The 19149-nt window shown below is 67.4% G+C and carries 19 protein-coding genes; 17 read left to right on the plus strand and 2 right to left on the minus strand.

Annotated elements, in window-relative coordinates:
- Position 1 precedes the first annotated feature (1 nt).
- The 13 genes from thiM to NHN26_RS01775 all read left to right on the plus strand — a co-directional run bounded on the left by thiM (position 2) and on the right by NHN26_RS01775 (position 12168).
- Positions 2-793 carry a hydroxyethylthiazole kinase gene (thiM, locus tag NHN26_RS01715; RefSeq protein ID WP_253087791.1) on the plus strand — a complete coding sequence of 264 codons (792 nt, stop codon included), beginning with the start codon at positions 2-4 and terminating at the stop codon, positions 791-793.
- The gene (gene thiE / locus NHN26_RS01720; RefSeq protein WP_253087792.1) at positions 790-1395 is read left to right on the plus strand and encodes a thiamine phosphate synthase; all 606 of its coding nucleotides are present in this window, start codon (positions 790-792) and stop codon (positions 1393-1395) included. Before thiM ends, thiE begins: the two co-directional genes overlap by 4 nt.
- Positions 1392-2189 carry a bifunctional hydroxymethylpyrimidine kinase/phosphomethylpyrimidine kinase gene (thiD, locus tag NHN26_RS01725; RefSeq protein ID WP_253087793.1) on the plus strand — a complete coding sequence of 266 codons (798 nt, stop codon included), beginning with the start codon at positions 1392-1394 and terminating at the stop codon, positions 2187-2189. The genes thiE and thiD overlap by 4 nt, the downstream gene beginning before the upstream one ends.
- Positions 2190-2380: 191 nt before the next feature.
- Entirely contained in the window at positions 2381-3754 is a 1374-nt protein-coding gene (gene cysG, locus NHN26_RS01730) for a siroheme synthase CysG (protein WP_253087794.1), read from the plus strand.
- Positions 3751-4050, plus strand: coding sequence for a DUF2849 domain-containing protein (locus NHN26_RS01735; RefSeq protein ID WP_253087795.1), 300 nt, complete (start codon positions 3751-3753; stop codon positions 4048-4050). Before cysG ends, NHN26_RS01735 begins: the two co-directional genes overlap by 4 nt.
- Before the next feature lie 18 nt (positions 4051-4068).
- On the plus strand, positions 4069-5724 hold the full coding sequence (locus NHN26_RS01740; RefSeq protein ID WP_253087796.1) for a nitrite/sulfite reductase: 1656 nt from the start codon (positions 4069-4071) through the stop codon (positions 5722-5724).
- Positions 5714-6454: a phosphoadenylyl-sulfate reductase gene (locus NHN26_RS01745; protein WP_253087797.1), complete on the plus strand. Its 741-nt coding sequence runs from the start codon at positions 5714-5716 to the stop codon at positions 6452-6454. The genes NHN26_RS01740 and NHN26_RS01745 overlap by 11 nt, the downstream gene beginning before the upstream one ends.
- Positions 6451-6876, plus strand: a complete 426-nt coding sequence (locus tag NHN26_RS01750; protein WP_253087798.1) for a DUF934 domain-containing protein — start codon at positions 6451-6453, stop codon at positions 6874-6876. Before NHN26_RS01745 ends, NHN26_RS01750 begins: the two co-directional genes overlap by 4 nt.
- A gap of 84 nt (positions 6877-6960) precedes the next feature.
- Entirely contained in the window at positions 6961-7695 is a 735-nt protein-coding gene (locus tag NHN26_RS01755; RefSeq protein WP_253087799.1) for a response regulator, read from the plus strand.
- An 18-nt stretch (positions 7696-7713) separates the two neighbouring features.
- Positions 7714-8868: an FIST N-terminal domain-containing protein gene (locus tag NHN26_RS01760; RefSeq protein ID WP_354595914.1), complete on the plus strand. Its 1155-nt coding sequence runs from the start codon at positions 7714-7716 to the stop codon at positions 8866-8868.
- Positions 8865-11099 carry a PAS domain-containing hybrid sensor histidine kinase/response regulator gene (locus tag NHN26_RS01765; RefSeq protein ID WP_253087801.1) on the plus strand — a complete coding sequence of 745 codons (2235 nt, stop codon included), beginning with the start codon at positions 8865-8867 and terminating at the stop codon, positions 11097-11099. Before NHN26_RS01760 ends, NHN26_RS01765 begins: the two co-directional genes overlap by 4 nt.
- A gap of 44 nt (positions 11100-11143) precedes the next feature.
- Positions 11144-11821 carry a hypothetical protein gene (locus NHN26_RS01770; RefSeq protein ID WP_253087802.1) on the plus strand — a complete coding sequence of 226 codons (678 nt, stop codon included), beginning with the start codon at positions 11144-11146 and terminating at the stop codon, positions 11819-11821.
- Positions 11818-12168 (plus strand): hypothetical protein, encoded by a 351-nt coding sequence (locus tag NHN26_RS01775; RefSeq protein WP_253087803.1) that lies wholly within the window; start codon positions 11818-11820, stop codon positions 12166-12168. Before NHN26_RS01770 ends, NHN26_RS01775 begins: the two co-directional genes overlap by 4 nt.
- A gap of 158 nt (positions 12169-12326) precedes the next feature.
- On the opposite strand, the gene NHN26_RS01780 is transcribed toward NHN26_RS01775, so the two are convergent.
- On the minus strand, positions 12327-13133 hold the full coding sequence (locus NHN26_RS01780; protein WP_253087804.1) for a quinoprotein dehydrogenase-associated SoxYZ-like carrier: 807 nt from the start codon (positions 13131-13133) through the stop codon (positions 12327-12329).
- Between the two features lie 134 nt (positions 13134-13267).
- On the opposite strand from NHN26_RS01780, the gene NHN26_RS01785 reads away from it, so the two are divergent.
- The gene (locus NHN26_RS01785; protein ID WP_354595915.1) at positions 13268-14311 is read left to right on the plus strand and encodes a quinoprotein relay system zinc metallohydrolase 2; all 1044 of its coding nucleotides are present in this window, start codon (positions 13268-13270) and stop codon (positions 14309-14311) included.
- Between the two features lie 18 nt (positions 14312-14329).
- Here NHN26_RS01785 and NHN26_RS01790 read toward each other — a convergent pair whose 3' ends face one another.
- The gene (locus tag NHN26_RS01790) at positions 14330-14941 is read right to left on the minus strand and encodes a hypothetical protein (protein WP_253087806.1); all 612 of its coding nucleotides are present in this window, start codon (positions 14939-14941) and stop codon (positions 14330-14332) included.
- Between the two features lie 168 nt (positions 14942-15109).
- Here NHN26_RS01790 and NHN26_RS01795 point away from each other — a divergent pair, with 168 nt between their 5' ends.
- From NHN26_RS01795 to NHN26_RS01805, 3 genes are all read left to right on the plus strand, one after another.
- Complete coding sequence (locus NHN26_RS01795; protein ID WP_253087807.1) at positions 15110-16222, plus strand: S-(hydroxymethyl)glutathione dehydrogenase/class III alcohol dehydrogenase; 1113 nt, start codon at positions 15110-15112, stop codon at positions 16220-16222.
- A 9-nt stretch (positions 16223-16231) separates the two neighbouring features.
- On the plus strand, positions 16232-17068 hold the full coding sequence (gene fghA / locus NHN26_RS01800; protein WP_253087808.1) for an S-formylglutathione hydrolase: 837 nt from the start codon (positions 16232-16234) through the stop codon (positions 17066-17068).
- Between the two features lie 252 nt (positions 17069-17320).
- A complete protein-coding gene (locus NHN26_RS01805) occupies positions 17321-19120 on the plus strand; it encodes a methanol/ethanol family PQQ-dependent dehydrogenase (RefSeq protein WP_253087809.1) in 1800 nt (599 codons plus the stop codon).
- Positions 19121-19149 lie beyond the last annotated feature (29 nt).

Below are 19149 nucleotides of genomic sequence, written 5' to 3' on the forward strand. Positions count from 1 at the left end.
GATGCCCGACTGGGGAGCCCATTTGAGCGAGATGCGCCAGTGCGCGCCGCTTGTGCAGAACATAACCAATTACGTCGCGATGAACGTCATGGCGAATGTGCTGCTGGCCGCAGGCGCCTCGCCCGCAATGGTTCATGCCGTCGAGGAAGCGGCCGAGTTCACGCCGCTGGCCGGGGCGCTGACGATCAATATCGGCACCCCCAGCGGCCCCTGGGTCGCAGCGATGGAGGCGTCGGCGCAGGCCGCGCAGGCGGCGGGACTGCCCTGGGTGCTGGATCCGGTCGCGGTCGGCGCCACGGCCTTCCGGCGCGAGATCGGCGCGCGGTTGCTGGCGCTTGGCCCGGCGGCGATCCGGGGCAATGCCTCCGAGATCCTTGCGCTGTCGGGGGCGGCGGCGCAGGGCAAGGGGGCGGACAGCGCCGATCCGGTGGCCGCGGCCGAGGAGGCGGCGCGTGCGCTGGCGTGCAGCACGGGCGCGGTTGTCGCCGTAACCGGGCCGGTCGATTTCGTCACCGACGGGGCGCGCGGCTGGCGTGTGACGAATGGCCATCCGCTGATGCCGCGGGTGACGGCGCTGGGCTGTTCGCTGACCGGGCTGGTCGGTGCGTTTCTGGCCGGGGCCGAGGACCGGGCGCAGGCGACGGTGACTGCGCTGGCCTTTTTCGGGCTTGCGGGGGAACGCGCAGGCGCCATCGCGGCGGGCCCGGGCAGCTTTCAGGTCGCATTGCTGGACGCGCTGGCCACGATCACGCCGGACGCGTTGACCGCCGGGGCGCGGGTGCAGGCGGCATGAGTTTTCGGGTCTATTTCGTCACGCCTGATGGCGTGTCCGACGAACTGGTGATGGCGGCGGTGCGGGGCGGTGCAACGGCGGTGCAGTTGCGCGACAAGCAAGCCGAGGATGCGGCGATGATCGCGCAGGCCCGCCGCCTGCGCGCCCTGCTGGCGCCGCTGGGCGTGCCGCTGATCGTCAATGACCGGCTGGCGGTGGCGCTGGCAGCGCGGGCGGACGGGCTGCATATCGGCCAGTCGGATGGCGACCCGCTGCGGATGCGCGCGGCGCTGGGGCCGGTGGCGATCCTGGGGCTGTCGATCGAGACCGCGGCGCAGCTTGCTGCCCTGCCGCCCGGCGCTGTCGATTATTTGGGCGTCGGCCCGGTGCGCGCCACCGCGACCAAGCCCGATCACGCTGCGCCGCTGGGCATGGACGGGCTGGCCCCGATCGTGCGCGCGGCGCCGGTGCCCGCGGTTGCCATCGGCGGTGTGGGTGCCCCGGATATTCCCGAACTCAAGCAGATGGGCTGCGCAGGCATCGCCGTCGTCTCGGCCATCGCGTCCGCCCCCGACCCCGAGGCCGCCGCCCGCGACCTTGCCCAGACATGGAGCCACGCATGATCCCCAACATCCTGTCCATTGCCGGGTCCGATCCTTCGGGCGGGGCGGGCATTCAGGCCGATCTTAAGTCGATCGGTGCCAATGGCGGCTATGGCATGGCCGCGATCACCGCGCTGACGGTGCAGAACACCCAAGGCGTGCGGGCCGCGGAACTGGTTGCGCCGGACCTTGTCGCGGCGCAGGTTCAGGCGGTGTTCGACGATATCCGCGTGGATGCGGTCAAGATCGGGATGCTGGGCTCGGCCGCCATAGTGCAGGCGGTGGCAGGCGTTCTGGACGGGCGCGACGTGCCGGTGGTGCTGGATCCTGTCATGGTGGCCAAGGGCGGTGACCGCCTCTTGGCGGCGGATGCGGTTGCGGCGCTGCGCGATGTGCTGCTGCCCATGGCCACGATCATCACGCCGAACCTGCCCGAGGCGGCCGATCTGCTGGGCCGGCCCGAGGCGCGCACGCGCAAGGAGATGGAGGCGCAGGCCGAGGCGCTGCTGGCGCTGGGCTGTGGCGCGGTGTTCCTGAAGGGGGGCCATCTGGGCGAGGACGAAAGCCCCGATCTGTTCCTTTCGGCGGGCCGGCGGGTCTGGCTGATCGCGCCGCGCGTTGTGACGCTCAACACCCATGGCACGGGCTGCACCCTGTCGGCGGCGCTGGCGACCCATCTTGCGGCGCTTGCCGATCCGCTGGCGGCGGTGCAGGCGGCCAAGGACTACACGCTGGCCGCGATTCGTGCGGCGGACGGGTTGTGGGTGGGGCGCGGGGTCGGCCCGACGGATCATTTCTTCGCGCTGCGCCGATGAAGGCCCCTGCGGCCGGGGCGGTCGTCCCGGCCGCAGGGCGGATCGCGGACCGTCATGCGGCACGGGATATGCGGCGGGGACTAATTTCCCGCTGAGGGCGTGAATGGCCTATATCGTGTCCCTTTCCGCGGGGAAGTATGGCTTTCTAAAGGAAAATTGTTCTATAACGGGCCTGTATCCAGAGGTGCCCCATGAACCATTTTCCGATCTTCCTGCGCGTCGCCGGTCTGCGTGTTGCCGTTTCGGGTGGGGGGGCGGCCGCGGTGGCGAAACTGCGGCTGCTGCTCAAGACCGAGGCGCGGATCGAGGTCTATGCCGAAACCGCCGATCCGCTGATCGCCGCATGGGATGCCGAGGGGCGCATTTTGCTGTTTCCCCGGCCGTTGGCGCAGGACGACCTTGCCGGGCTGCGGCTTGTCTATGCCGCGGAGGAGGACAAGGCCGCAGATGCCTGCGTTGCTGCTATGGCCGAAGCGGCCGGGGTGCCGTTCAACATCGTCGATAACCTTGAGGCCAGCGGCTTCCTGACGCCCGCGCTGGTCGACCGCGATCCGCTGGTGATCGCCATCGGAACCGAGGGCACGGGGCCGGTTTTGGCGCGCAAGGTCAAGGCGCTCTTGGAGGAACGGCTGCCCGCCGAGCTGGGCGCGGTGCTGCGCGGTGCAAAGGCGCTGCGCCCCGAGGCCGAGGCGCTGCCGCCGGGCCGGGCGCGGCGTGAGTTCTGGAGCGTGCTGTTCGACCGCGCGCTGGCGGGCGAAGCCGTGCCCGAGGCCGCGCCGCTTCTGTCCGACCATCTGGACCGCGCGCCCGCGCCGGGCCGGGTGCTGTTCGTGGGCGCGGGGCCGGGCGATCCCGACGATCTGACGCTGCGCGCGCGCCGGGCGCTGGATCAGGCCGATGTGGTGATCCATGACCGGCTGGTGCCGCAGACGATCCTTGAGATTGCCCGCCGCGAGGCCGAGATCGTCGAGGTCGGCAAGACCGGCTTCGGCCCGTCAACGCCGCAGGCCGAGATCAACAGCCTGATCGTCGAGCGCGCCCGCGCCGGGGCGCTGGTGGTGCGGCTCAAGGCCGGCGATCCGGGCGTGTTCGGCCGCCTTGACGAGGAGATCGACGCCTGCACGGCGGCGGGGCTCGACTGGGCGATCCTGCCCGGCATCACCGCAGCCTCGGCGGCGGCGGCGAGCCTTGGGCAAAGCCTGACGCGGCGGGGGCGGAATGGCGAGTTGCGGATCATCACCGGGCAGGATGTCGACGGTCTGGCCGATCATGACTGGGCTGCGCTGGCGCGGCCCGGGGCGGTGGCGGCGATCTACATGGGCAAGCGCGCGGCGCGGTTCGTGCAGGGGCGTCTTCTGATGCATGGCGCCGATCCCGCGACGCACGTCAGCGTGGTCGAGAATGCCTCGCGCCCGGATGAGCGGATCATTTGCTCGCGGCTGGGTGCGCTGGCCGCCGATCTGGCCGCGGCCGACCTGCGCGGCCCCGCGGTCATCATGCTGGGGCTCGCCCCGCGCGATGCGGCCGCGCTGGCCGCCGCGCCCTTGCGCGAGGTTGCGCAATGAGCCGGATCGCGATGCCCGTGGTGGTGGCCGCCAACGATCTGTTCGACGGCGATCCGGTCTGGATGACGCCGGGCGGAAACTGGTCGCGCTCGCTTGCCGATGCCGAGGTGATCGGCGACCCGGCCGGGGCCGAGGCCCGTCTTGCCGCGGCCATGGCGCAGGCCGATCGCGTGGTCGGAGCCTACATGGCCGAGGTGCGGCCGGGCCCGTTCGGTCCGGTGCCCGTCGATTTCCGCGAACGGGTCCGCGCGCGCGGTCCCGCCCCTTTCGCGCTGCCCGCCCAGGCCGCAGAATGACCCTCCGGGAGTAAGCCCATGTATGCCTATTCCGAGTTCGACGAGGATTTCGTCCGCGCCCGCGTGCGCCAGTTCCGCGATCAGGTGGAGCGCCGGATCGACGGCCGCCTGACCGAGGACGAGTTCCGCCCGCTGCGCCTGATGAACGGGCTTTACCTGCAACTGCATGCCTACATGCTGCGGGTGGCGATCCCCTATGGCACGCTGAACGCCCGCCAGATGCGCCAGCTTGCGATGATCGCCGAGCGTTGGGACCGCGGCTATGGCCATTTCACCACGCGCCAGAACATCCAGTTCAACTGGCCCCGGCTGCGCGACGTGCCCGACATCCTGGATGCGCTGGCCGATGTCGGGATGCACGCGATCCAGACCTCGGGCAATTGCGTGCGCAACGTCACGGCCGATCATTTCGCCGGAGCCGCCGCGGACGAGGTTGCCGATCCGCGCCCCTATGCGGAACTGATGCGGCAATGGTCGACCGACCATCCCGAATTCCAGTTCCTGCCGCGCAAGTTCAAGATCGCGATCAGCGGCGGGGCCGAGGATCGGGCGGTCACGCGCGCCCATGATATCGGGCTGCGCCTTGTGCGGAAGGGCGACGAGACGGGGTTCGAGGTCAGCGTGGGCGGCGGGCTGGGCCGGACGCCGATGCTGGGCCGGGTGATCCGCGACTTCCTGCCCGAAGCGGATCTGCTGCCATATCTCGAGGCGATCCTGGGCGTCTACAACCGGCTTGGTCGGCGGGACAACAAGTACAAGGCGCGCATCAAGATCGCCGTGCACGAGATCGGGCTTGAAACCCTGCGCGACGAGGTCGAGGTGCGCTTTGCGCAGACGCGGGCCGAGTTCGGCGGTGCCGACCGGGCGCTGCTGGCAGGAATCGCGGGCCATTTCGCCCCGCCCGCCCTGCCGGACGGCCCCGAGACGATCCCGCCGGGCAGCCCGGCCTTTCGCGCCTGGTGTGACACGAACCTTGCCGCGCACCGGCGGGCGGATCATGCCATCGTCACCGTCTCGCTCAAGACGCCGGGTCAGGTGCCGGGGGACGCGAGTGCCTGGCAGATGCGGCTGCTGGCCGATCTGGCCGAGCGGTATGGCCATGACGAGATCCGGATCAGCCACCGCCAGAACGTGGTGCTGCCGCATGTGCGCAAGGCCGACCTGCCGGCGGTGTTCGCGGCGCTGGCGGATGCGGGGCTGGCGGCGGCGAATGCCGGGCACATCTCTGACATCATCGCCTGCCCGGGGCTGGATTATTGCGCGCTGGCCACGGCCCGCTCGATCCCGGTTGCGCAACAGATCGCGCAGCACTTCGAGGCGCTGAAGATCGAGCATGAGGTGGGTCCGCTCAGGCTGAACATCTCGGGCTGCATCAATGCCTGCGCGCATCACCATGTTGCCGAGATCGGCATCCTCGGGCTCGAACGCGCCGGGGTCGAGACCTACCAGATCACGCTGGGCGGCGATCCGACCCAGAATGCCGCCATCGGCCAGCGCACCGGCCCCGGCTTTGCCGCGGACGAGATCGTGGGCGCGGTCGAGCGGATCGTTCTGGCCTATCTGGCGCTGCGGCGCGATGCCGACGAAACCTTTGGCGAGGCATTCCGCAGGGTCGGGCTGGGGCCGTTCCAGCAGGTGCTTTACGAGTGCAAGGAGACCGACGATGCGGCGTGAGGCGATATTCGATCCGGCCGAGGCGCAAGTGGCGGCGCTGAACGCCACGCTGTCCGGGGCGGCGCCCGAAACCGTTCTGGCCCATGTGCTGGAGGATTTCGCGGGGCGGATCGCGCTGGTGTCGTCCTTCGGCGCGGAATCGGTTGTGCTGTTGCACATGGTTTCGCGGATCGACAGTGCGCTGCCGGTGCTGTTTCTCGATACAGAACTGCTGTTCCCCGAGACGCTGGACTATCAGCGCGAGGTGGCGCAGCTGCTGGGGATGACCGGCGTGCGGATGGTTCGGCCCGACGCACAGGCACTGGCGGCGGCCGATCCGGCGGGCAACCTGCATCGCCACGATCCCGACGCCTGCTGCGCGATGCGCAAGACCCGCCCGCTGGAGGCGGCGCTGGGCGGATATTGCGCGTGGATCACCGGGCGCAAGCAGCACCAGACCGGCGCGCGCAGCGGCCTGTCGCTGTTCGAACTGGACGCGGGCGGCCGTGCCAAGGTCAACCCGCTGGTGCATTGGTCGGGCCAGGAGGTGCGCGATTACATCGACGCCCATGCCCTGCCGCGTCACCCGCTGGTCGGGCGCGGCTATCCCTCGATCGGCTGCGCGCCCTGCACCAGCCCCGTGGCCCCCGGCGAAAGTCCGCGGGCTGGCCGTTGGCGCGGCCAGGACAAGGAGGAATGCGGCATCCATTTTTCGGGCGGCCGCGCGGTCCGGCGGGCGGGTGCGGCATGAGCGGGGGCAATGTCGTGGTAACCGAAGCGGGGTTCGCGACGGTCGATCCGGGCGAGGTGTTCGTGCCGCTGACGTCGCTGGGCGTGGCTGCGCCGGGCGCTGTCGACCTGCTGCCTGCCGACGATCCGGCGGCGCTGGCGCCCCATCTCGGACAGATCGCCGCGATCCGCATTGCCTTTCCCGTGTTTTCCGACGGGCGCGGCTTCACGCTGGCGCGCGACCTGCGGCGGATGGGATTCAACGGGCGGCTCAGGGCGGCGGGGCATCTGATCGCCGACCAGTACCCGATGGCACTGGCCTGCGGCTTCGACGAGGTCGAGATCGCCGCCGATCTGGCCGCCCGGCAGACCGAGGCCGATTGGCAGCACGCGGCGCGGCGGAGTTCGGGATATCTGGACCGGCTGCGCGCCGCCCCGGCCTGAGACGGCGGCATCCCTGCCGGATGTGCGGCAAAGTTGCGCGGCGTCTTCGAGTTTTGCTATCCTCCCCGAGGGGAGGACTTTCAGATGGACCAAGACACCGTTGCGCCAGGCGCCAGTCGCATCCGCGCGATTCTGGTGATCGACGATCACCCGCTTTACAGCGACGCGCTGGCGATGGCGCTGCGTCACGTCTTCGACGACTGCAAGATCCGCAGCGCGACCTCGCTGGGCGAGGGGCTGGCGCAGCTTGGCCCCGATTTCAGCCCGGATCTGGTGATGCTGGACCTCAAGCTTCCGGATGTGACCGGGCTTAGCGGGTTCCTGCGGTTGCGCGAGCGGATTCCCGATGTGCCGGTGCTGGTGATCTCGGCCCTGACCTCGGTCGAGGTGGTGCAGGCACTGATGGAGGCGGGCGCGGCGGGCTTCATTCCCAAGGATGCCGCAACCAACGACCTGAAGACGGCGCTGATCGAGATCCGGTCTGGCCGCCGCTATCTTCCGCCGGGCTATCGAAATGCCGGCCAGGCGGCCAGGACAGGGGCGCGCATGCCCACGGTGCAGGAGGTCAGCCAGCGGATTGCGGAACTGACGCCGCAACAGGCGCGGATCATGAAGCTGATCTGCGCGGGCAAGCCGAACAAGCAGATCGCCCATGAAATGTCGTTGGCCGAAGCGACCGTCAAGGCGCATATCACGGCGCTGTTGCGGCGACTCGGGGTGCAGAACCGCACCCAGGCGGCGGTGCTGGTGGAAAGCGCCAATCTCGATCTGGGCACGGGGCTCGGCGATGCCGACGCCCGCGCCTTCCTGAACCAGTAAGCCGGGACAATGCGAGACATGCGCGACAGGCCGGGGGCGGGCGCGGTCGGCGTGGGACTGTCCCGCGCCGCAGATCCCGCCGAGGCCGTGCGCGAGGCCGCCGCGCAGATCGACCTGTCGCAAAGCTGTTTCGTGCTGGTCTTCGTGCCGGACCGGCTCGCGCTCGATCCGCTGGCCGAGGCGCTGAATGCCGCGCTGGCGGGGCTTCCGGTCTTCGGTTGCACCACGGCGGGGCAGATCACGCCCGAAGGCTACGAGGACGAGGCGCTGATGATGCTGGCCTTCCCGCGGGCACATTTCCGCTGCGCGTCTATGCTGATCCGGCCGCTCGGTCCCTGCCCGATCGAGCGGGTTTCGGTCGATGCCCGGCGACTGGCGGCGCAGTTCTCGCATTCGGCGCATTGGAACCGGCTGGCGCTGATCTTTGCCGACGGGCTGTCCAAGCAGGAGGACATGCTGGTGGCCGCGCTGGCAGCCGGCCTGGACGATCTGCCGGTCTTCGGCGGTTCGGCCGGGGATGGGCTGAGTTTTCGCCGGACGGCGGTTTTTCACGGTGGCGCCTTTCACAGCGACGCGGCACTGTTGATGCTGCTGGAAACCGACCTGGAATTCGCCGGGATCGGCTTCGACCATTTCCTGCCGACCGAGCATCTGATGGTGGTCACCGACGCGGTGCCCGAGGAACGCCTGGTGCTGGAACTGAACGGCGCGCCCGCGGCCGAGGAATATGCCCGTCTCGTTGGCCGCACGCTGGACGAGTTGTCGCCCGAAGTCTTTGCCGAGCATCCCGTTCTTGTCCGCAATCGTGGCCTTTACCATGTGCGCGCGATCCAGCGGGTAACGGATGCGGGCGCACTGGCTTTCCTGTCGGCGATCGACGACGGGCTTTTGCTGACGCTGGGCCAGGGGCAGGAGATCTTGCGCACCCTCGATCAGGGCCTTGATGTGACCGGCGCCGGGGGGCGCGCGCCGGATTTCATTCTCGGCTTCGACTGCGTTCTCAGGAAGCTGGAGATCGGGCAGAAGCAATTGACCGGCCGGGTCTCGGAGATCCTGCGTGCGCGCCGCGTGCTGGGCTTCAACACCTATGGCGAACAGCATTGCGGGGTGCATGTGAACCAGACCTTCGTGGGCGTCGCCTTTTTCGAACCGCGTTTCAGGACGTTGACATGATCGACCCGAACGCCCCACCCGAGGTGACGATCGAGCGCCAGGCCCGGATCATCGACGCGCTGGTCCGGCGTGCCAGCCGCCAGCACGAGGTGGGCGACTCGGCCTATGCGCTGTTCCAGTCGGCCGTGACGCTGCAAGGGCAGGTCTGGGCCAAGACCCGCGATCTTGAACGCACCTCGAGCGAACTGGAAATCGCGCGCTTCGACCGCGAGCAGACCCAGCGCCGCCTGACCGAGGCGCTGGACGCGATGGAGGGCGGGTTCGCGCTGTTCAACGAGGGGCGGCTTCAGGTCTGCAACGATCTGTTCAAGTCGATCCTGCCCGATATCTCGGCGCGCATCCTGCCCGGGCTGACGGTCGAGGACTATTTCCGCGCGTTGCAGACCAGCCGCCATCTGGCTGATCCCGACAGGGCCTGCCGCGATCTGGCCGAAGCGATCCGCGGGCCTGCGGGCGGCGCCAGCATGTCCTTCGTTCTGGAATTGCAGGCGGACCGCTGGTTCCAGATCAGCCAGCAGCGCACCCGATCCGGCAACATCATCCTGTTGCAGACCGAGATCACCGATATCGTGCGCAAGAACCGGATGGAAAAGGATCTGCTGATCGACATGCAGGCCCATTACCTGCAGGCGGCCTTCGACCACATGAGCCTTGGCATCTGCACCTTCTCGCGCGCGGGCGAGGTGACGATCCGCAACGGGCGTTTCCGCGAACTCCTGGGCGTGCCCTACACGCTGGTCCGCGACGGCACCGAGTTCACGACGATCCTGCGCCATATCCGCGACAACCGGTTGGTGGCCGAGGCGGACATCGCCGATATCGACCACTGGCCGACCGAGTTGCGTCACGAAGGGCGGCTGCGCAAGCGGCTGCATCATGCCGGTGGCCGGGTGCTGGATCTGCATGTGCACCTGTTGCCGGACCGTGGGTTCCTTGTCGATATTGCCGATGTGACGCTGGAATCGCGGGCAACGGAGCTTCTTGAAAAGCGGGTGCGCGAGCGGACCCACGAACTGACCGAGGCGAATCGCCGCCTGCGCGAGCAGCACGAGGAACAAAGGCGCGTCGAGGAGGAATTGCGGCTGGCCAAGGAAGAGGTCGAGGCCGCGATGTCGTCCAAGACCCGGTTCCTGGCCGCGGCCAGCCATGACCTTCTGCAACCCGTCAACGCCGCCAAGCTGCTGATCTCGACCCTGGCCGAGATGGCAGAGGGCACCGACATGGCCCGGCTGACCGATCGGCTTGCGGGGTCCTTCGCCTCGATGGAATCGCTTCTGCATGCACTGCTGGATATTTCACGCCTGGAAAGCACCGGCTCGGCGTTGACGCCGACGGAATTCTGCCTGGGGACCGTGATGCGCAGCGTGGTCGAGGACCAGGCGATGGTCGCGGCGCAAAAGGGGCTACGGCTCGACATGGAGCCCTGTTCTGCCTGGGTGCGCAGCGACCGGGAATACCTGACGCGGTCGCTGCGCAACCTCGTGGTCAATGCAATCCAGTATACCGAGCGGGGCCGCGTGCTGGTGGGGTGTCGGCGGCGCGGCGACAGGGTGGTGCTACAGGTCTGGGATACCGGCATCGGCATCCTGCCCGCCGACCACGCCCGCATCTTCGAGGAATTCGCCCGCGCCGATAATGTTCCCCCCGGCTCCGGCATGGGTCTGGGGCTGTCGATCGTGGAACGCACCTGTCGCCATCTGGGGCACCAGCTGTCGGTTCACTCGGAACCGGGGCGGGGTTCGGTCTTTTCGATCGAGATCGGGACCGTGCTCCCAAGGGACGATTGCCCCGGCGCGACCGGACCGGACCTGTCGAATGGCGAGGCGGACCTGAACCTTATCGTGCTGATTGTCGAGAATGATCCCGAGGTCCTGTTTGCCACCACGCAGAAGCTGGAAAGCTGGGGGGCGAGCGTGCTGGCCGCAGGCTCGACCGTCGAGGCGGTGCGGCTGGTGGACGAGATCGGGATGGCACCGGACGTGGTCCTGGCCGATTATCAACTGGATGGCGACGACACTGGGATCGCCGCGATCAAGGCCTTGAGGGCGGCGACGGGTAGCCACATCCCCGCGATCATGATCACCGCCGATCAGGGCGACGAGGTCCTGCGCGCTGGGCTGACAGAGGATTTCACGGTCCTGAGAAAGCCGGTGCAACTCTCGCGACTGCGGCCGCTGATCGACTGGAAGACCCGGGCGCCCGCGCCGCTGTCCGACGAAAGTATCGCGTGACACCGGCTGCGGGCGGGCTAGGCTCGGCGAAAGGGAGAGGACATATGCGAAAGACAATTGCGGGCCTTGCTGCGGCCGCCCTCGTGCTGGGCGGCACGGCCTCGGCCGACACCGAGGGCACCGAGACCTATGACATGCTGTTTCGAAGCGGCACGCTGGACGACGTGCCACGCTCGGCAATGCTGGTCTATGCGCGCGAGGTCGCCAATCGGGCGAACCCCGAGGCCGCGGCCGCCGCGACCGGGGAGGTGGAGTTGCGCTTCGCCGCGGACGATCCGACGCTGGCCGCGCTGCGCTTCACCCATGGCGACAGCTTCAGCGCAATCGGATCCTTCCCCGCCGAGGTCGGCAATCCGGTCATCATGTATTTCATGGAGACGGTCGTGCGCGACATGGCCGAGACCGCGGGCGGCAGCCCGTTCTACATCCGCAACCGGATGAAGGAAGCATTGCTGCGTCCGGCCAGTGTCGAGGCGGTCGAGGTGGAGTTCGGCGCGGACGAGGTGCAGGCGCAGGCCTTGACGCTGCACCCTTTCAAGGACGATCCGAACCGTGCGCGGATGCAGGGCTTTGCCGATCTGGAGGTCACGGTCACCATGTCGGACGAGGTGCCGGGATGGTATCATGCGTTGAGCGCGCGTGTGCCGGATCTGGAGGGCGGCGCGCCGATCTATGTTTCAACGCTGAAGCTGAAAGCGCCGGGCGGGGAGGCGGAACCATGAGGATGACAGCCCTTGCCATGGTGTCAGCGTGCCTGACCGTGCCGGCAGCAGCGCAGGATGTGGCGGCGCGGTGGAACGATTACCCCACGGCGGCCAGGGCCGATTACGTCTTTGCCTGCATGGCCACCAACGGGCAGGGGCGCGACGTGCTGGAGAAATGCGCCTGCTCGATCGACGTGATCGCCTCTATCCTGTCCTACGAACGATATGTCGAGGCCGAGACGGTGCTGTCGCTGCGGCAGATACCAGGGGAACGCGCATCGGTCTTCCGCGCTTCGGCCATGGCGAACGAACTGGTTGCCGATCTACGGCGGGCCCAGGCGGAGGCGGAGATCGTCTGCTTCTGACGCATGGCCGGGGGCAAGGGCATTCTCCCGCCCCCGGCGCGGCGCGGGGCATGCGCCCCGCTTGTCCGGCGTTGGGCGTGGCCGCGCGCGTGCCGCGCGCGGCGCCTCCGGCGGGGATGTATGCGGCCAGAAGAAGGGCGCGGCGCGTGGGCCGTCCGTCAGGACTGGCCGGCCTTGGGCAGGTCGTGTTCGAAGACATTGCCTTCGGTATCGCGGGCGATCACCCGCAGGGATGGGGCGCCGTTATCGGTGTAGGAGAACCGGAAGACCGGGTTCTCGCTGATCGAGATGCCACCCTCCATGGTGAAGAGCATCTCGTCGCCCTGCCAGAGTTCGAGCCGGTCGATGAAATGCGCGAGGATGAAAAGCTGGGTGAGCTGGTCCCGCTGCAGGCCCGAATAATTGGGGTGGCGGATCATGATCTGCGCTTCGCGACGTGCGGTCGACATCGTGGGCGCCTGGGAGAAATGCTTCAGTCGCATCTCGCCCATCCCGGCCAGCGCTTCTTCGGGGTTGCGCGTGGCCGGGGCCGAGCAACCGCCCGAGGCCTTGACATAGCGGCCGGTCATCAGGTGGCCCTGGTCGGTATCGGCGATCACGCGGATGTTGGAATACTGGTTCACGCGCACCCGGATCTCGAGATCGAGCGGCGCCATGGCGGGGCCGAAGGTGAAGCTTGCGGCCAGCGGTGCGGGGTTGTCGTCGATCACCACGGTCGCCCTCCGGATCGTCAGGCCCGGATCGGTCTGGCGGATCGTGACCGGCACCGTGGCGGCATCGTTGGCGCGGTAGGGGGCCTGGACCTCGAAGCGGCCTGCGGCGTCGGCGATGTCGATCTCGCCCACGAGGTCGGTCCTGAGTTCGTTCCAGATGTGGCTTTCGGCCAGCGGGCTGGCACGGTTATCCTCGGCCAGTGCCGGGCCGAAGGCCAGCGCGGCGATGGCGGCGGCGATGAGGGGTTTCATGGGGCGCGTCCTCCCTGATGCGCGGTCCTGACAGGGGAGTATGCCACGAAAACGGGCTGCGCGGTATTCCCCATAGGTCGGTATGGAATGCGGGGGGCGGCGGGCGCAGGCTTGGAGGGCGGAGCCGGGGAGGGGTGCCTTTGTTCGAAGTGATCGTGACGCTCTGTCTGGCCGCGGCACCCGGGACCTGCCGCGATGTGCTGTTGCCGGGCCATGAGGCGGCGACCGAGGCGGCCTGCCTTGCGTCCCTGGACCGGGCACCTGTCGCGGCGCTGCCCGAGGGGGTGATCGCAGCCGGGCCGGTCTGTGTGCCGGTGGGCGAGGCGCTGGGCCTTGACGAGGTTGCGCCGGGGATTCTGGTGCATCGGGGCGCGATTGCAGAGGCCGATGGCGAGAATGGTGGCGACATGGCGAATCTGGGGGTCGTGATCGGCGCCCGATCGGTCGCGGTGATCGACACCGGCAGCGCGCGCTGGATGGGCGAGGCAATCTGGCGGGCGGTGCGGGCGCGCACCGATCTGCCGGTCAGCCATGTGATCCTGACCCACATGCATCCCGATCATGTCTTCGGCGCCACGGTGCTGGCCGAAGCGGGGGCAGAGGTCGTGGGGCATGAGGGGCTGGCGCGCGCCTTGGCCGACCGGCAGCAGAACTATCTGGAAAGCCTCGCGGCGCGGATCGGGGCCGGGCCGTTCATCGGCACGGCTGTCGCGCCGGTGGATGTCGAGGTCGCGGATGCGGTCGAGATCGACCTTGGCGGGCGGGTTCTGGAGGTGCGCGCCTGGCCTACCGCCCATACCGGGACCGACCTGACCGTGCTGGACCGGGACAGCGGCGTGCTTTTCGTGGGTGATCTGGTCTTCGACAAGCATCTGCCGACCCTCGATGGATCGCTGCGTGGCTGGCAGGTCGTGCTGGCCGAACTTGTGACGATCCCGGCGCGTGCCGTCGTGCCTGGCCATGGCGGGCCGGTATTGTCATGGCCGGATGGGGTGCAGGACACCGCGCGCTATCTGGACTTACTGGCACGAGACACGCGCGCCGCGATCGACAGGGGCGAGCGGCTGAGCGGTGCGGTTGGCGACATCGCCGCCGGGGAACGCGACCGTTGGGAGTTGTTCGACGAGCATAATGCGCGCAACGCGACCGTTGCCTTCACCGAACTGGAATGGGAATGAGCGCCGCTTTTATCCCGTTCACTCCGCGACGGCGCGGGCCAGCATCTGCGCGATGGCGAAAAGTCGCTGTTCCAGGATAACCGGCGTCTCGCAGACATAGGTCAGCGACTGCGCGCGATCCGTATAGATTCGCTCGTCCCATGCGAGCTGCTCCTCGGCCGCATCGATCCGGTCGTGATCCAGCGGCTCTGCGTCCAGCAGCGTGTCGACCTCGATCCGGGTGGCCTCGATCCTTTCGGACAGCGCGATCTGCGAGAGCGAATAGTCTTCGATGCCCTTCATTACGGTCTGCCGCTGGCGCGACATGATTTCGAAGGCCGACATGAAGACATGGCCCAGAAGCGCGCTGTCATTGCCGTAGGCTCCGGTGAAGGCGGTCACCGTCGGTTCCAGATCCTCGACCGGGATGCGGCGCAGCACCAACCTGCCGACAAGCTCCTTCACCGCGGCCTCGGTCTCGGCGTCGAAACTTCGTGGCTCGATCGGATGGGGCCACATGATCCCGGGGGACAATTGTGCCACCTTGCGCTGGATGCAGGGCCAAGTGGGGTCCGAGAAATCGGCGGCCGGGGCAACGGTTGCGGCGCCTAGCGCCAAGAGCGCAGCCACGGTGAGAGCGCGTGCGGTCATGGATTCTCCTCCCTCGGCGCAAGTCTAACGCGGATCGGCTCGAAGTCCACGCAGGGACCGTTCCGGCCAATACCCACCAAGGTCGCAATTGCCGGTCACTGTGTGCCTTCGCATACTTGCTTCACTTAAGAAAAATAAGAACACTTGGGTTGGGAGGAGATAGCGAACATGCGCACGCGTGCGGCAGTGGCGTTTGAGGCGGGAAAGCCTCTGGTGGTGACCGAGGTCGAATTGGAAGGCCCCAAGGCGGGCGAGGTTCTGGTCGAGATCAAGGCGACGGGGCTGTGCCATACCGACGAGTTCACCCGCTCGGGCGCCGATCCCGAGGGCATGTTCCCGGCGATCCTGGGCCATGAGGGCGCGGGTGTTGTGGTCGAGGTGGGCCCGGGCGTGAAAAGCGTCAAGCCGGGCGATCATGTGATCCCGCTTTACACGCCCGAATGCCGCGAATGCGAATACTGCCTCAACCCCAAGACCAATCTCTGCCAGGCGATTCGCGCCACGCAAGGCCAGGGCCTGATGCCGGACGGCACCTCGCGCTTCAGGACGCTCGATGGCGATCCGATCCTGCACTACATGGGCTGTTCGACCTTCTCGAACTTCACCGTGCTGCCCGAGATCGCGGTCGCCAAGATCCGCGAGGACGCGCCCTTCGACAAGGTGTGCTATATCGGCTGCGGCGTGACCACCGGCGTGGGTGCGGTCATCAACACCGCCAAGGCGGAACCGGGCTGTCGCGCCGTCGTGTTCGGGCTGGGCGGCATCGGTCTGAATGTTCTTCAGGGCTTGAGGCTGATCGGGGCCGATCAGATCGTGGGCGTGGACCTGAATCCGGCCAAGCGCGAGATGGCCGAGCGCTTCGGCATGACCGATTTCGTGAACCCCGCCGAGGTCGAGGGCGATCTGGTGCCGTATCTGGTCAATCTGACCAAGGGTGGGGCGGATTACACGTTCGACTGCACCGGCAATGTCAACGTGATGCGCACCGCGCTGGAGTGCTGCCACAAGGGTTGGGGCGAGTCGATCATCATTGGCGTGGCGCCTGCCGGGGCCGAGATCTCGACCCGTCCGTTCCAGTTGGTCACCGGCCGGTCATGGCGGGGCACGGCGTTCGGTGGCGCGCGCGGACGGACCGATGTGCCGAAGATCGTTGACTGGTACATGGACGGCAAGATCGAGATCGACCCGATGATCACCCACCAGTTGACGCTGGACGAGATCAATCACGGGTTCGATCTGATGCATGAAGGCAAGTCGATCCGTTCCGTGGTCGTCTACTGAGCCGCGCCGATGGAGGTTGTTTCCCAGAATCGCTGCTTCGACGGGGTGCAGATGGTCTGCACCCACCCGTCGCAGGTCTGCGGCGTGGACATGACCTTCGGCGTCTACCTGCCGCCCCAGGCCGAGGACGGGCCGGTTCCGGTTCTGTGGTATCTCTCCGGGCTGACCTGCACGCATGAGAATGCGATGGTGAAGGGCGGGTTCCAGAGGCACGCGGCCGAGCATGGGATTGCCGTGATCTTTCCCGACACGTCGCCCCGCGGCGATGGGGTGGCCGATGACGACGCCTATGATCTGGGCCAGGGGGCAGGCTTCTACGTCAACGCCACGCGCGCGCCCTGGACGGCGCATTTCCGGATGTATGATTATGTGCTCGAGGAATTGCGCGGGCTGGTGCTGGACAACCTGCCGATTGCCGATGTCCATGGGGTGACCGGACATTCGATGGGCGGGCATGGGGCGCTGACCCTGGCGCTGCGAAACCCCGACCGGTTCGACTCCCTGTCAGCCTTTGCGCCGATCGCCAATCCCACCCGGTCGGACTGGGGGCGAAAGCAGTTGAGCGCCTATCTCGGCGACGACGAATCGGCATGGGCATGTTATGATTCAAGCCTTCTGCTGGAGGAGCATGGCTGGAAGGATGCGATCCTGATCGACCAGGGGGCCGGAGACCAGTTCCTCGACCTGCTGCGCCCCGAGGCTTTGGCCTCAGTCTTGGCGCGTCGGCGTCAGGCCGGGCTGGTCCGCATGCAGCCCGGTTATGACCACAGTTATTACTTCGTCGCTAGCTTTGCAGGGGACCATGTCGGCTGGCATGCCGAACGCCTGCACCGGCGGCGCAACTGACAGGTTCGGGAGCGGGGGCATGCGTGCAAAGGGTCGGGACACCTTCGCCACGGCAGGCCGGTTGCCCGCGCCGCGACAGATACCACGATCACGGCAATAGGGGAGGACTGACGCGACTTTACCGAAACGTTGCACCGGAGGGAGGACCAATGTCCCGGTGCTGCGCCGGTTCCGGCCAGGCGAAGGGTGGTCGACTGCCACCCCCTGCTGCCGCGGAGCCTTTCAAAAGACCAGAACCCAAGGGAGTGAAAAATGAAAAAACTGTTTGCTTTCACGTCTGTCGCGGCGCTGTGTGCCGGGTCGGCGGCGCTGGCCAACGACGAGTTGCTGGAGCTGATGAACGACCCGACTCAATGGGTCATCCAGACGGGCAACTACGCCAACCATCGCTATTCGGGGCTCGACCAGATCAACCGTGAGAACGTCGGCAACCTGCAGGTGGCCTGGACCTTCTCGACCGGCGTTCTGCGGGGCCACGAGGGCAGCCCGCTGGTGATCGGCGACACAATGTATGTGCACACGCCGTTCCCGAATATCGTCTACGCGCTGGATCTGAACGATCACGGCCGGATCAAGTGGAAATACGAGCCCCAGCAGGACAGCAGCGTCATACCGGTGATGTGCTGCGACACCGTGAACCGCGGTGTGGCCTATGCCAACAACACGATCTTCCTGCATCAGGCCGATACCACCATCGTGGCGCTGAACGCCGAGACGGGCGAAGTCAAGTGGACCGCGGTGAATGGCGATCCCTCGATTGGCGAGACGAACACCGCGACCGTGATGCCGGTCAAGGACAAGATCATCGTCGGCATCTCGGGTGGCGAGTTCGGAGTTCAGGGCCATATCACCGCCTATGACATGGAAACCGGCGAACTTGCCTGGCGCGGCTATTCGGTCGGCCCCGACGACCAGATCCTGTTCGACGAGAACACCATGTCGCTGGGCAAGCCGGTTCCGGCCAACTCCTCGATCGACAGCTGGGAAGGCGACCAGTGGAAGATCGGCGGCGGCACGACCTGGGGCTGGTACTCCTACGATCCCGATCTGAACCTCGTCTATTACGGCACCGGCAACCCCTCGACCTGGAACCCGTCCCAGCGTCCGGGCGACAACAAGTGGTCGATGACGATCATCGCGCGCGATGCGGATACCGGCATGGCCAAGTGGGTCTACCAGAAGACCCCGCATGACGAGTGGGACTATGACGGCGTGAACGAGAACATCCTCGTCGACAAGGAAATCGACGGCGAGATGCGCAAGCTGCTGGTCACCTTCGACCGCAACGGCTTTGCCTACACGCTGGATCGCGCGACCGGCGAACTTCTGGTGGCCGAGAAATACGACCCGGCCGTGAACTGGGCGACCCATGTCGACATGGACCCTGCGTCCGAGACCTATGGCCGCCCGATGGTGGTGGCGGATTACTCGACCGCGCAGAACGGCGAGGATGTCAACACCACCGGCATCTGCCCCGCCGCGCTGGGCACGAAGGACCAGCAGCCGGCCTCCTACTCGCCGCAGACGGGTCTGTTCTATGTGCCGACGAACCATGTCTGCATGGATTACGAACCCTTCCGCGTCAGCTACACCGCCGGCCAGCCCTATGTGGGCGCCACGCTGTCGATGTACCCGGCGCCGGACAGCCATGGCGGGATGGGCAACTTCATCGCCTGGGACGCGCTGGCGGGCGAGATCAAGTGGTCGATCCCCGAGCAGTTCTCGGTCTGGTCGGGCGCGCTTGCCACCGCGGGTGACGTCGTGTTCTACGGCACGCTCGAGGGTTTCCTCAAGGCCGTGGACGCCGAGACCGGCGAAGAGCTCTACCGCTTCAAGACCCCGTCGGGCGTCATCGGGAACGTGATGTCCTACGAGCATGACGGCAAGCAGTATGTCGGCATCCTGTCGGGTGTCGGCGGCTGGGCCGGCATCGGTCTGGCGGCGGGCCTTACCAACCCGAATGACGGTCTGGGTGCCGTGGGAGGCTATGCCGCGCTCAGCGACTATACCGCGCTCGGCGGTCAGCTGACCGTGTTCAAGCTGCCGGACTGATCGGCGGCGCGAGGGGAGGAGCCGGATTG

Origin of the sequence: Rhodovulum tesquicola (assembly GCF_024128855.1) — a bacterium.
Lineage (GTDB): Bacteria > Pseudomonadota > Alphaproteobacteria > Rhodobacterales > Rhodobacteraceae > Rhodovulum > Rhodovulum tesquicola.